General features: G+C 72.5%; 9 protein-coding genes. 2 read left to right on the forward strand and 7 right to left on the reverse strand.

From position 1 onward, the window contains the following. Positions 1-132: 132 nt before the first annotated feature. Both purH and purN read right to left on the reverse strand, forming a co-directional pair. Positions 133-1,695 carry a bifunctional phosphoribosylaminoimidazolecarboxamide formyltransferase/IMP cyclohydrolase gene (purH, locus tag ACZ9QC_RS15250; protein ID WP_472920635.1) on the reverse strand — a complete coding sequence of 521 codons (1,563 nt, stop codon included), beginning with the start codon at positions 1,693-1,695 and terminating at the stop codon, positions 133-135. Further along, positions 1,692-2,321: a phosphoribosylglycinamide formyltransferase gene (gene purN / locus ACZ9QC_RS15255; protein ID WP_467292251.1), complete on the reverse strand. Its 630-nt coding sequence runs from the start codon at positions 2,319-2,321 to the stop codon at positions 1,692-1,694. Before purN ends, purH begins: the two co-directional genes overlap by 4 nt. Positions 2,322-2,710: 389 nt before the next feature. Here purN and ACZ9QC_RS15260 point away from each other — a divergent pair, with 389 nt between their 5' ends. Continuing rightward, positions 2,711-3,505: a hypothetical protein gene (locus tag ACZ9QC_RS15260; RefSeq protein WP_472920636.1), complete on the forward strand. Its 795-nt coding sequence runs from the start codon at positions 2,711-2,713 to the stop codon at positions 3,503-3,505. A gap of 70 nt (positions 3,506-3,575) precedes the next feature. On the opposite strand, the gene ACZ9QC_RS15265 is transcribed toward ACZ9QC_RS15260, so the two are convergent. Beyond that, complete coding sequence (locus ACZ9QC_RS15265; protein ID WP_472920637.1) at positions 3,576-5,732, reverse strand: cell division protein PerM; 2,157 nt, start codon at positions 5,730-5,732, stop codon at positions 3,576-3,578. A 402-nt stretch (positions 5,733-6,134) separates the two neighbouring features. Here ACZ9QC_RS15265 and ACZ9QC_RS15270 point away from each other — a divergent pair, with 402 nt between their 5' ends. Continuing rightward, positions 6,135-6,986 carry a SigE family RNA polymerase sigma factor gene (locus tag ACZ9QC_RS15270; protein ID WP_472921699.1) on the forward strand — a complete coding sequence of 284 codons (852 nt, stop codon included), beginning with the start codon at positions 6,135-6,137 and terminating at the stop codon, positions 6,984-6,986. A 146-nt stretch (positions 6,987-7,132) separates the two neighbouring features. On the opposite strand, the gene sucD is transcribed toward ACZ9QC_RS15270, so the two are convergent. From sucD to ACZ9QC_RS15290, 4 genes are all read right to left on the reverse strand, one after another. After that, on the reverse strand, positions 7,133-8,017 hold the full coding sequence (gene sucD, locus ACZ9QC_RS15275; RefSeq protein ID WP_086804565.1) for a succinate--CoA ligase subunit alpha: 885 nt from the start codon (positions 8,015-8,017) through the stop codon (positions 7,133-7,135). A gap of 18 nt (positions 8,018-8,035) precedes the next feature. Continuing rightward, positions 8,036-9,214, reverse strand: a complete 1,179-nt coding sequence (gene sucC / locus ACZ9QC_RS15280) for an ADP-forming succinate--CoA ligase subunit beta (RefSeq protein WP_316726205.1) — start codon at positions 9,212-9,214, stop codon at positions 8,036-8,038. Between the two features lie 617 nt (positions 9,215-9,831). Next, positions 9,832-10,962: a hypothetical protein gene (locus ACZ9QC_RS15285; protein ID WP_472920638.1), complete on the reverse strand. Its 1,131-nt coding sequence runs from the start codon at positions 10,960-10,962 to the stop codon at positions 9,832-9,834. Positions 10,963-11,216: 254 nt separating this feature from the next. Beyond that, positions 11,217-12,383, reverse strand: a complete 1,167-nt coding sequence (locus tag ACZ9QC_RS15290) for a VWA domain-containing protein (RefSeq protein ID WP_472920639.1) — start codon at positions 12,381-12,383, stop codon at positions 11,217-11,219. Positions 12,384-12,506: the final 123 nt, after the last annotated feature.

Here is a 12,506-nt window from a genome sequence, read left to right on the forward strand (position 1 = left end):
CTGCTCGGCAGCGGCGGAATGGACCACAGCGCACACGTACGACGTGGGGCCCGTCGGACGAACCGACGGGCCCCTCGCCTCACGCCTGACACCTCACGCCCTCAGCGCATCCGCTCAGTGGGATCAGTGGGATCAGTGGAAGAAGTGCCGCGTCCCCGTGAAGTACATCGTGATCCCGGCCTTCTGCGCGGCCTCGACGACCAGCTCGTCACGGACCGAACCGCCCGGCTGGACGATGGCCTTGACGCCGGCCGCACCCAGCACGTCGATGTTGTCCGGGAACGGGAAGAACGCGTCCGAGGCGACGTACGAGCCCCGCGCGCGCTCGGCGCCGGCCCGCTCGACCGCCAGCTTGCAGGAGTCGACGCGGTTGACCTGCCCCATCCCCACACCGACCGACGCGCCGTCCTTGGCGAGCAGGATGGCGTTGGACTTCACCGCGCGGCAGGCCTTCCAGGCGAACGCCAGCTCGGCCAGCTCTTCGGCGGAGAGGGCGTCGCCGGTCGCGAGGGTCCAGTTCGCCGGGTCGTCGCCGTCGGCCTGGAGGCGGTCGGTCACCTGGAGCAGCGCACCGCCGTCGACGGGCTTCAGCTCCACCTGCGCGGCGGGCGCGCCCGGCGCCTTCAGCACCCGGATGTTCTTCTTCTTGGCGAGGGCCTCCAGAGCCCCCTCCTCGTAGTCGGGCGCGACGATGACCTCGGTGAAGATCTCCGCGACCTGCTCGGCCATCTCCTTGCTGACCGGCCGGTTGACGGCGATCACACCGCCGAACGCGGACAGCGGGTCACAGGCGTGCGCCTTGCGGTGCGCCTCGGCGACATCCGCGCCGACCGCGATACCGCAGGGGTTCGCGTGCTTGATGATCGCGACGGCCGGCTCGTCGTGGTCGTACGCGGCACGGCGCGCGGCGTCCGTGTCCGTGTAGTTGTTGTACGACATCTCCTTGCCGTGCAGCTGCTCGGCCTCGGCGAGACCGCCGGTCCCGGAGACGTACAACGCGGCCGGCTGGTGCGGGTTCTCGCCGTAGCGCAGGGTGTGCGCGCGCTCCCAGGTGGCCCCGAGGAAGTCGGGGAACTGCGAGTCGTCGGCGGGCGCGTAGGACGAGGCGAACCAGGAGGCCACGGCCACGTCGTACGCGGCCGTGTGCTGGAAGGCCTCGGCGGCGAGCCGCTTACGGGTGGTGAGGTCGAACCCGCCGTCCTGCACGGCGGCGAGGACGTCCGCGTACCGGGCGGGGCTGGTGACGACCGCCACGGAGGGGTGGTTCTTGGCAGCGGCGCGGACCATCGAGGGCCCGCCGATGTCGATCTGCTCGACACACTCGTCGGGGGTGGCACCGGAGGCGACGGTCTCCCGGAACGGGTAGAGGTTCACGACGACGAGGTCGAACGGCTCGACACCCAGCTCGGCGAGCTGGCGCTGGTGGTCCTCCAGCCGGAGGTCGGCGAGGATGCCCGCGTGGACCTTGGGGTGCAGGGTCTTCACCCGGCCGTCCAGGCACTCGGGGAAGCCGGTGAGCTCCTCGACCTTGGTGACGGGGACGCCCGCGGCGGCGATCTTCGCGGCCGTGGAGCCGGTGGAGACGAGCTCGACACCGGCCTCGTGCAGCCCGCGCGCCAGCTCCTCCAGCCCGGTCTTGTCGTAGACGCTGACGAGCGCCCGGCGAAGGGGCCGCTTGTTGATGTCGGCGGTCACTGGATAACTACCTTTCGTCCCTCAATGCGATAGCCGTTGCGGGCGAGCCGCCCCACGACATCGACGAGCAGCCTTCGCTCGACTTCCTTGATGCGCTCGTGCAGAGCGCTCTCGTCGTCCTCGTCCCGGATCTCCACCACGCCCTGGGCGATGATCGGCCCGGTGTCGACGCCGTCGTCGACGAAGTGGACGGTGCAGCCGGTGACCCGGGCGCCGTACGCGAGCGCGTCCCGCACCCCGTGGGTCCCCGGGAAACTGGGGAGGAGAGCCGGGTGGGTGTTGACGAACCGGCCGCCGAACCGCGCGAGGAACTCCTTCCCCACGATCTTCATGAATCCGGCGGAGACGACGAGGTCCGGCTCATGGGCGGCGACGGCCTCGGCGAGCGCCGCGTCCCACTCCTCACGCGTGGCGTGGTCCTTGACCCGGCAGACGAAGGTCGGCAGCCCGGCGCGCTCGGCGCGGGCGAGTCCCTCGATCCCGCCGCGGTCGGCTCCGACGGCCACGATCTCGGCGCCGTATGCCTCGACGCCGGTCGTCGCGATGGCGTCCAGCAGCGCCTGGAGGTTGGTGCCGGATCCGGAGACCAGCACGACGAGGCGCTTGGCCACGGGCTTGGCGGCCACGGTGGGGCCCTTTCTACGGGTTCTACGGGTTCTACGGGTTCTACGGGACGTTCGGGTCCGCCGATCGCGCCGGTGCATGCGGTGCACCTGCACGCTTGTACATTCCTACGAATGCTTCGCGTCCCCCGATACGGGGAAGTCTACGAAGCGGCCGACCGTCAGCAACGATACCGGCACTTCGGACGGCCCCCGTGGGACGGGGGCGTGGCCGGGAGGTAGCGTCTGCCAGGAGTGGGCTCGGGAACGCGGTCGGTGTGCGGGGCGTTCACGGAGTACCGGCTCATGCCCTACCAGTGGATCTCAGCGCCGAGATCGTGACTGGGTCCACCACCGACTCACCGCCGAGCACACCACCAGACCGTATTCACCAAGGGGAAGACGCACTCCTGATGCCGGATCGCAGCCTCCGCCTTCCTTCGCTCCTGTTGCGCGAGCGGAGTTCCTCGCCCACGCCTCCGCGCGAGAGCGAGGACACCCCCGAGCAGCCCGGGCAGCCCGGGCGGGGCCAGGGCTCAGGCTCTTCGGACGACAATCCGTTCGCGCCGCCGCCCGAGGGCGCGCCCGACCGGCCGTGGCAGCCGCGCCGGCCCGACGGCCGGGGTTCCGACGACGGATCGGGGCGCGGTGGTGGTCACTCGCCGTGGGGCAGTCAGTGGAGCGACCGGCAGCCCGGCCGCTCGTCCGGCGGACACTTCGGTGACCGTCCCGGTGGCCAGAGCGGGCCGGGTGGACCCGGCGGTTCCGGGCAGGGCCCCGAGGGCGGGCCGGGCAGTGGGCTGCGCTGGGACCCGACGGACCCGGCCCAGCGGCGCGCGCGGTACTCGTTGCTCAGCGGTATGTGGGCCTTCTTCTTCGCGCTCTTCGCCTGGCCTTACGTGGCGCTGCTGCTCGGTTCGCTGGCCGTGTACTGGGCCGTCAGCGCGCTGCGGGCGAAGCCGGCCACGCCGGACCCGTCCCGGCCGGCGGCGCCCGAGCCGAGCGGTCGCCCCCAGCGGACGGCGGCCATCAGCGGCCTGGTGACCTCCACGATCGCGCTCGCGATCGTCGCCATCACCTTCACGGCGCAGTTCGTCTACCGCGACTACTACACCTGCGTCGACGACTCCCTCACCACGGTCTCCGCCAAGTCCTGCAAGGACCTCCTCCCGGAGGGCCCGCTGCGGGAGATGCTGGGCGCGCAGTAGCCACCCGGCACGGCGGCCAACGCCACGGAGGCGCCGCCGAGGACGACCACGGGCGGCGCCTTCGCACTGGTCAGGGCGCCTCTCCGGGCCGGACCTCGGCGCCGGTGTCGACCGCCGACGCGCCCTCGGACGAGGCAGGGGCAGGGGCAGGGGCAGCGATACCTCTACCGGAGCCGCCCTGGTCGGAAGGGGCGGGGCCTCGATCACTTGCGCCCCCGAGCGTCAGCGCCTCGCGCAGCGCCGCCCAGCGGGCTTCACGCGAGGCGGGGTCCCAGACGGGCGGTGACGGGGAGACGGCGGCCGCTTGGACGGACGCGTCGAGGGTGGGACCGGCTCCAGGGTTGGTACGGGGAACAATGCCCGGGCCGGCGTCGGGAACGGTGACTGGGCCGGCGTCTGCCTGCGGGGCCGTGGGCGTGGAAGTGGTCGAGGTCCGCAGTTCAGCCGCGTGCGCCCCAGCCAGCCCGTCCCGCACTGCCACACCCCGCACACCCCGCGCCGTCTCCTCGCGTGCCGTCTCATCCCGTGCTGTCTCATCCCGTGCTGTCTCTGCCCCCGACACCTCCACCGCGCCGTCCTTCACCACACCGTCCTCCCCCGCGTCCCCCGCGCCCCCCGCCTGATCCCGACCGACCTCGGCCCCCTGCATCCTCTCCGGCCCCACCCCAACCGCCGGCGCATCGAGCACCCTCTCCCGCCCCGTTCCGCCCTCCGGCGCCTCCACCGTCTTACCGCGCCCCGTCGCCACCCCCGGCGCCCCCGCCGCCCTCTCCCGCCCGGCTCCCCTCGCCCCCGGCACCCCCGTCGCCGTTCGTGGGCCGGTGGTCGGCGCGGCGGACTTGGGCTTTCGGGGCCGTACCCGTGCCCAGCGCGTCATCAGCGCGACCGGGAGTGCCACCGCTCCCACCCAGGCACCGGCCGCGCCACCCGCACGCCACCACACGGGACCGAAGTCGGTGAGCGCGGCGACGCCGAGGGGGCCTCCGGCGAGGTGGGCGAGGAGAGCGAAGGCGGCGGCGGACAGCAGCGCCGCGAGGAGAGCCGCGGCGGCCGTACGCCGTACGGACCACGGCTTCGACCGGTCGGCGGCGGCCCGTCCCGCGATGAACGACCCGACCGTGACCCCCGCGGCCAGCGGCACCGCCCCCACCACCCAGTACACCGGCGCACCCCCGCCCGCCGGAACGGCGGCGAGCAACGGGAAGGACGGCAGAAGCGGGGCGGGAGCGACCGCGCTCAACGGCGCGACGGTGTGCCCGGCGCTCAGCACGAAGCCGGGCCCGAGCGCGTACGCCGCCGCCCACAGCGCCGCGTTCGGGACGAGGGCGATGCAGAGCAGCAGGACGGCGAACCGCCCGGACAGCCCTTCGGTCAGCTGGAGGAACGCGTCACGGGTCGCCGTTCCGTGCCAGACCAGGGACACGGCCACCAGCAGGGCACCCCCACCGGTCAGGACGAGCACACCCGCCCCGGCGGCCCGTCCGGCGGTGACCGCCAACTGCCGCCGCCCTTCCGTCCCGGGGGCGCCCCCGAGGAGCGCGGGCAGGGGCAGCCGGGAGCCCCGGCGCGCCGCCCACACCCCCGTGCCCGCCGCGAGCGCCGCCAGCAGCGGCACGCAGAGCGCGGCCCACAGCCACGACGGCCGCAGCACGCCCCCGGAGGCGTACAGCGTGACCACCGCGCCGACCGTCCCGTATCCGATGACGAGTCCGGCCCAGGTCGCCCGAGCACTCACCCCGGAGCCGTCCCCCGCGTGATCGCGGGCCGAACGGTGCAGCAGAAACACCGGCAGCGCGAGCAGGAGGAGGGGGACGAGGCCGACCGGGGCGGGAGCTCCGGAGAGCGTGTCGGTGCGGACGAACTCCACGCCGTGGGAGAGCAGCCACAGGGCCGCCGCCACGTGCAGCGCCCCGGCGGGCCCGCTGTCCGGGTACGGTGAACTGATCCAGAGCACGGTCACGAGCGCGGTGAACACCGCACACCCGAGGCCCGCCGCGAGGGCTCCGCCCAGCACACCGGAGACGAGCTTGGACGACCGGCGGCGCGCTCGCCGAAGCAAGGGCGAGATCGGGGACCGCGGCGACGACGAGTACAGGGAGGCGGTCGACTCCCCTGGCCTGAGGGGCATCCCGGGTGCCGTGGACGATGCCGCCCAGCCGTGGCCGGTGGGGTGGCCCGGCCCGGTGGCCGGGTCGTTCGGGTCGGTCGCGTGCGTCACGTCGGCCATGCTCCCAACGACACGCGCTTTACCGGCGTAACGGACGTTTCCTGCACGTGTCGCCCAATATGTGCTTATGTGTTTTTTCGTACGAGGGTTGGTCCAACGGAGGTCGCCACGGCGGGAGGCGACCCGGTGACCGCGCCCGGGGCCGAGCCCGGAGCCGGACATCGAAACAGGACGGGAGCCGGGAGGGGAACCAGGACTGGAGCCAGAAGCGGAGCCAGAACGGGCGCTGGTACCGGCTCCGGCACCGGCACCGGAGCCGGAGCCAGAGTCGGAGCCAGAACGGGCGCCGGGGTCGGCATCGGCGCTGAAAACGGAACCTCATCCGGAACCGCGGCCGCGCCTTCCGGTGAGCCGGCGGTCCAGGGTGAGGCCGAGTGGTATCAGCAGCCCCTTGGCACAGGCATCGACGCCGATGCCGAGGATCCGACCGCGGCCTCGGTGACGTCCCCACCACGCCTGACGCCCGCCCAGGCATTCGACGCGCTCTACGCGTACTGCGCCCCCACCCTCGTACAGCAGACCTATCTGCTCACCGGGCAGCGCCGCCTCGCGCGCGAGGCCGTCGAGCGCGCCTTCCAGCTGGCCTGGCACCGCTGGCCGGAGGTGGCGGTCGACCGCGACCCGGCGGGCTGGGTGCGGGCGGCGGCCCACGACTACGCCCTCTCCCCCTGGCGCCGTCTGCACCCCCGGCCCTTCCAGCGCCGCGAACCACCGCCGGCCGACCCCGCCGACCGTGCCCTGCTGACCGCCCTCCTGGAACTGCCGCCCCCGTACCGCCGGGCCCTGCTCCTCTACGACGGCGTCGGCCTCGACCTGCCCGACACGGCCGCCGAGACGGAGGCCAGCACCCCCGCCACGGCCGGCCGTCTCCTCTACGCCCGCGAGACCGTCACCGCACGCCTCCCCCAGCCGGTCGCTCCCGACGACCTCAACCGTCTCCTCGCCGCGCTCCCGTCGGACGTCCGCCCCGGCCCGACCCAGCCCGTCGACCTGCGCGCCCGGGCCGACCTGCGCGCCCGGCGCTGGATCCACGCCGCGATCGCCTTCACCACCCTCCTCCTCACCAGCACCGCCCTCACCCTCCACACCGCCCCCGACCACTACGAGCCTCCGGTCCCGCCCGGCGCCCCGGTCCAGGGCGTGCCCCCGCGGGCGGCCCCCGGCCCCCTCTCCAAGACCGAACAGAAGCTCCGGGCCAAGCTCAGGTCGGAGGCGGCCGCCGGGCCTGAACGCCTGCATCCGGAAGCCGGCTGACGACTGACGACGAGGGCTGACGGCTGGCAGCTGGCAGCTGGTGATTGACCGGCAACGCCGCCGGACCGGCCCCGCCCGGAGACGCCAGTGGGCCCGCACCCCGTGACCGGGGTGCGGGCCCACAAAAGGCTCGGCCGAGCCGAAGGTCAGCCGTTGAGGATCTCGCGCGCGAGCTTCGCCGTCTCGGTCGGCGTCTTGCCGACCTTGACGCCGGCGGCCTCCAGGGCCTCCTTCTTCGCGGCGGCCGTACCGGAGGAGCCGGAGACGATGGCACCGGCGTGGCCCATGGTCTTGCCCTCGGGCGCGGTGAAACCGGCGACGTAACCGACGACCGGCTTCTTCACGTTGGCCTTGATGAAGTCGGCGGCCCGCTCCTCGGCGTCGCCACCGATCTCACCGATCATCACGATCAGGTCGGTGTCGGGGTCGGCCTCGAACGCGGCGAGCGCGTCGATGTGCGTGGTGCCGATGACCGGGTCGCCACCGATACCGACGGCCGACGAGAAGCCGATGTCACGCAGCTCGTACATCATCTGGTACGTCAGCGTGCCGGACTTCGAGACCAGGCCGATGCGGCCCGGCTTGGTGATGTCACCGGGGATGATGCCGGCGTTCGACTGACCGGGGGTGATCAGACCCGGGCAGTTCGGGCCGATGATCCGGGTCTTGTTGCCCTGCGACACGGCGTACGCGTAGAACGCGGCCGAGTCGTGGACCGCGATGCCCTCGGTGATGACGACCGCGAGCGGGATCTCGGCGTCGATGGCCTCGACGACGGCCGCCTTGGCGAAGGCCGGCGGTACGAAGAGGACGGACACGTTCGCGCCCGTCTTCTCGATCGCCTCGGCGACGGTGCCGAAGACCGGGATCTCGGTGCCGTCGACGTCGACGCTCGTGCCCGCCTTGCGGGGGTTCACGCCACCGACGATGTTCGTGCCGTCGGCCAGCATGAGCTTGGTGTGCTTCATGCCCGTGGCACCGGTCATGCCCTGGACGATGACCTTGGAGTCCTTGTTGAGGAAGATAGCCATGGCTGTGTTCCCTCGTCCTTACTTCGCAGCCGCGAGCTCGGCGGCCTTGTCGGCCGCGCCGTCCATGGTGTCCACGCGCTGCACCAGCGGGTGGTTGGCGTCGGAGAGGATCTTGCGACCCAGCTCGGCGTTGTTGCCGTCCAGGCGGACGACGAGGGGCTTGGTGACTTCCTCGCCCCTGTCCTTGAGCAGCTGCAGCGCCTGCACGATGCCGTTGGCGACCTCGTCACAGGCGGTGATGCCACCGAAGACGTTGACGAAGACGGACTTGACGTCCGGGTCGCCGAGGATGATCTCCAGGCCGTTCGCCATGACGGCGGCGGAGGCGCCACCGCCGATGTCGAGGAAGTTGGCCGGCTTCACGCCACCGTGGTTCTCACCGGCGTACGCGACGACGTCCAGGGTGCTCATGACGAGACCCGCGCCGTTGCCGATGATGCCGACCTCACCGTCGAGCTTGACGTAGTTGAGGTTCTTCTCCTTGGCGGCGGCCTCGAGGGGGTTCGCGGCCGCGTGGTCGACGAGCTCCTCGTGGTCGGGGTGGCGGAAGTCCGCGTTCTCGTCCAGGGAGACCTTGCCGTCGAGGGCGAGGACATCGCCGGAGGCGACCTTCGCCAGCGGGTTGACCTCGACGAGGAGGGCGTCCTCCTCGATGAAGGTCTTCCACAGGGTGACGAGGATGTCGGCGACCTTGTCGGCGACCTCGGCCGGGAAGTTCGCGGCCTCGACGATGCCACGGGCGACCTCGGGGGTCACACCCACGTTGGCGTCGATGGGCGTCTTGGCGACGGCCTCGGGGCGGGTGGCCGCCACCTCCTCGATCTCCATGCCGCCCTCGACGGAGGCGATGGAGAGGAAGGTGCGGTTGGTGCGGTCGAGGAGGTAGGAGACGTAGTACTCCTCGACGATCTCCGGAGCGGTCTCGGCGATCATCACCTTGTGGACCGTGTGGCCCTTGATGTCCATCCCGAGAATGTCCGTCGAACGGGCGACAGCCTCGTCCGGGGTGGCGGCGAGCTTGACGCCGCCGGCCTTGCCTCGACCACCGACCTTCACCTGAGCCTTGACGACAGACTTGCCGCCCAGCCGCTCGGTGATCTCGCGCGCCGCCTCAGGCGTGTCGATGACTTCACCGGCCAGCACCGGTACACCGTGCTTGGCGAAGAGGTCCCTCGCCTGGTACTCGAACAGGTCCACGCGCTTCCGTCCCTATCAGTGATCGCGGTTCGTTGGATGCGTGGGCGTGCCGCGAAGGGCAACGTGACGTCCGCCGAGAGTCACAAGGGAGGCGCACACGGTGTCCGAGCGCGCGGCATGTCCGTCTCGCAGGTTATCGCTGCTTGCGGGAGCCCCCTAAATCGCGGGTCACACCTGAGCGGTGATACCTGTCACATGATGCCGTGCTCACTGGCACCGCGTGCCGCGCGTGCGGAACCTCACCGGACGGGGGTACGTCCGGTGAGGTTCCCAGAGGCCCTCCACCGACGTGGAAGGGGCCCCCGACGGGCGGTCTCCTCCCCATGGGAGACCGTCCGTCACCGCCCCCGGCATCCGCCCGGACCGGGCCGACGGCTTTCGGCCGTCCGGGTTTCCGCACGGAGGGTCGGTCGACTGTGGCCGCGTCCCCTACGGCGTAGGGGCAGCGCGGTGCACGAAAGGGGATCGGGATGACCTGACGGCGGGCAGCGAGGGCGGTGCAACCACCGCTCTTCGTGGTCCGCCGGTCCCCCGCACCGCGGCGGGGCGTCCGGACGGCGGGCCGACGTGGTCGGCCGCCGCGGAGCTACAGGTCTGCGCGGTGAGGAGACCGGCCCTCAGCCGGGGAACTCGGGGATGTCCCGGTGCCGGTCCCGGGTCCCGCCCGGGGTGTCGGTCGCGAGGGCGCCGGGCACGAGGCTCAGCGGCGTCGGGTCGAGAGCGGCGACGGCGTGCGGCTCGGCGTGCCGGGGCCCGCCGTTGTCGACGGCGGAGTGCCGGCCGAGGGCACCCGTGGGAACACCGTCCGGGTCGTGCTGCGCGGGCACGCGGACGCCGGGCGAGCCCTCTGCGTCCAGGTCGCCGGCGGTCCGGTGAGGGGCCGACACAGCGGCCGTACCGCCGACCACGGCCTTCGGCCCGTACGTGACGGAAGCCGGACCGGTGGCCCCTCCGACGCCATGCCCGGCGCCACCGTCCGAGGCCGGGCCCGGGTTCTCGGGCTTTTTCGGCCCCGACTCCTGAGGCACGCCGCCGACGGGCAGGGACTCGACGGGCAGGGTGTTCCATTCGGGCTGCCCAGGCAGCCCGGGCAGTGTCGGCAGCTCCGGAAGCCCCGGCCCCGGCACTCCGGGCAGCGCCGGCAGGGCCACCGGCGGCAGCTGAGACGTCACCCCGCCCAGCCCTCCGGTCACCGACTCCACGAGGTCGCCCACCGGCACCACGACACCCTCGGTGACGGGCCGCACGACGCCGTCGGTGACCGGCCGCACGACCGACTCGGTGACCGGCCGCAGGACATCCCCGACTACCGGCTCCAGGACTCCGCCGGTGACTACCTCAGTGGCTCGCCCGGTGGCTCTCTCGGACGCCGGCCGCGCGGGCTGCTCGCTGACGGGCCGCACCACATGCTTGCTGACGGGCCGCACCACTTGCTCGGTGACGGGCCGCGACACCTGCTTCGCGACGGACTTCACGGCGGTCCCGGTGACCGGTACGGCCACCTCGGCGACCGGCCGCACCCTGTGCTCGGCGACCGGCCGTACGACGTCTTGCGTGACGGCGGCCAGGAGGGACGGGGACGGCGAAGTCGGTGCCCCGTCCGCGGCGCTCGCCCGCTCCCCGCACAGAAGGCCCAGCACGAACAGCCCACCCACCAACAGCGCCACGCGCACCAGACGGCACCCGGCGGCCCCGCGCACCACGCGCAGGACGCCACCGGCACCGGGAAGCGCGGTCGCTGAGGTCAAGACGGAAAAATCCTCCGGTGCGGCGGAACGGCGGAGTCCGGGGCGAAGATGCGCGAGATGCGAACACCCGTGTGAAGACTGTGAAGTGTTGCCGATCCTCGCACGGGACGCCAGCCGCCGCGCAAGCCCCCTGTCACCGACGTGTTCTCATGTCCGTTTTTCAACCTCCCTTGTCCTGTTACCGCCTGCCACCCCGACCACGACCGCCGCCACCCGCGACCGCTCCGCCTTCACGCGCGGCCGCCGCCCCGCCTTCACGCGCTGTCCGGTATCGGCAACGGCCGTTTCTCGATCGCCGCCGCCATCACCTCCGGGAAGAGGTCGGGCGTACAGGCGAACGCCGGTGCGCCGAGCGCCGCCAGGGCCGCCGCGTGCTCACGGTCGTAGGCCGGCGCTCCCTCGTCGGAGAGGGCGAGCAGGGTCACGAACTGCACCCCCGACGCCTTCATCGCCGCCACCCGCTTCAGCATCTCGTCGCGTATGCCGCCCTCGTAGAGGTCGCTGATCAGCACGACCACGGTGTCCGCGGGCCGGGTGATCTGCGACTGGCAGTACGCCAGAGCCCTGTTGATGTCCGTGCCGCCGCCGAGTTGGGTGCCGAAGAGGACGTCGACCGGGTCGTCGAGCTGGTCGGTGAGGTCGACGACGGCCGTGTCGAAGACGACGAGCCGGGTGCTGATGGACCGCATGGACGCCAGCACCGCCCCGAACACGGAGGCGTAGACGACGGACGCCGCCATGGACCCCGACTGGTCGATGCAGAGGACGACCTCCTTCTTCACCGACTGCGAGGCCCGTCCGTACCCGATGAGCCGCTCGGGCACGACGGTCCGGTACTCCGGCAGGTAGTTCTTGAGGTTGGCCGCGATCGTGCGGTTCCAGTCGATGTCGTGGTGGCGGGGCCGGTTGACGCGCGCGCTGCGGTCGAGGGCGCCGGTGAGGGTGGCCCGGGTGCGGGTCGCGAGCCGCTTCTCCAGATCCTCGACGACCTTCCGCACGACGGCCCGCGCGGTCTCCTTCGTCGTCTCCGGCATGGCCTTGTTGAGGGAGAGCAGGGTGCCGACGAGGTGGACGTCGGCCTCGACCGCCTCCAGCATCTCCGGCTCCAGCAGCAGCGCGGACAGCCCCAGGCGGTCGATGGCGTCCCGCTGCATCACCTGGACGACGGAGGAGGGGAAGTACGTCCGGATGTCCCCCAGCCAGCGCGCCACGGACGGCGCCGACGCCCCGAGCCCCGCCGCACGGTCCCGCCCCGTCCCCGCCCTGTCGCCCTTCCCGTACAGGGCGGTCAACGCCTGGTCCATCGCCGCGTCCCGCCCGCCGAGCGCGCACCCGGTACCGTCGGCCGACTCCCCGCCCAGCACCAGCCGCCACCGCCGCAGCCGCTCGGCCGCCGCTTCCGCCCCGGTCCCTGCCGTCATCGGTCCACCCCCGCACGGAACCGGGCCCAGAGGGGCATCACGGTGACCGTTGTCGGGCGGTCGCCCGAGCGCGGCCCGTGTCCCTGTCCCTGCCCGTCCCTGCCGTCCCCCGCCACGGCGGCC

This window comes from Streptomyces sp. HUAS MS02 (assembly GCF_055702265.1).

Excerpts from the sequence above, each read along its gene's own strand:
- ACZ9QC_RS15260 (WP_472920636.1), top strand. The coding sequence starts at position 2,711 with ATGCCGGATCGCAGCCTCCGCCTTCCTTCGCTCCTGTTGCGCGAGCGG.
- ACZ9QC_RS15265 (WP_472920637.1), bottom strand. The coding sequence starts at position 5,732 with ATGGCCGACGTGACGCACGCGACCGACCCGAACGACCCGGCCACCGGG.
- sucD (WP_086804565.1), bottom strand. The coding sequence starts at position 8,017 with ATGGCTATCTTCCTCAACAAGGACTCCAAGGTCATCGTCCAGGGCATG.
- ACZ9QC_RS15290 (WP_472920639.1), bottom strand. The coding sequence starts at position 12,383 with ATGACGGCAGGGACCGGGGCGGAAGCGGCGGCCGAGCGGCTGCGGCGG.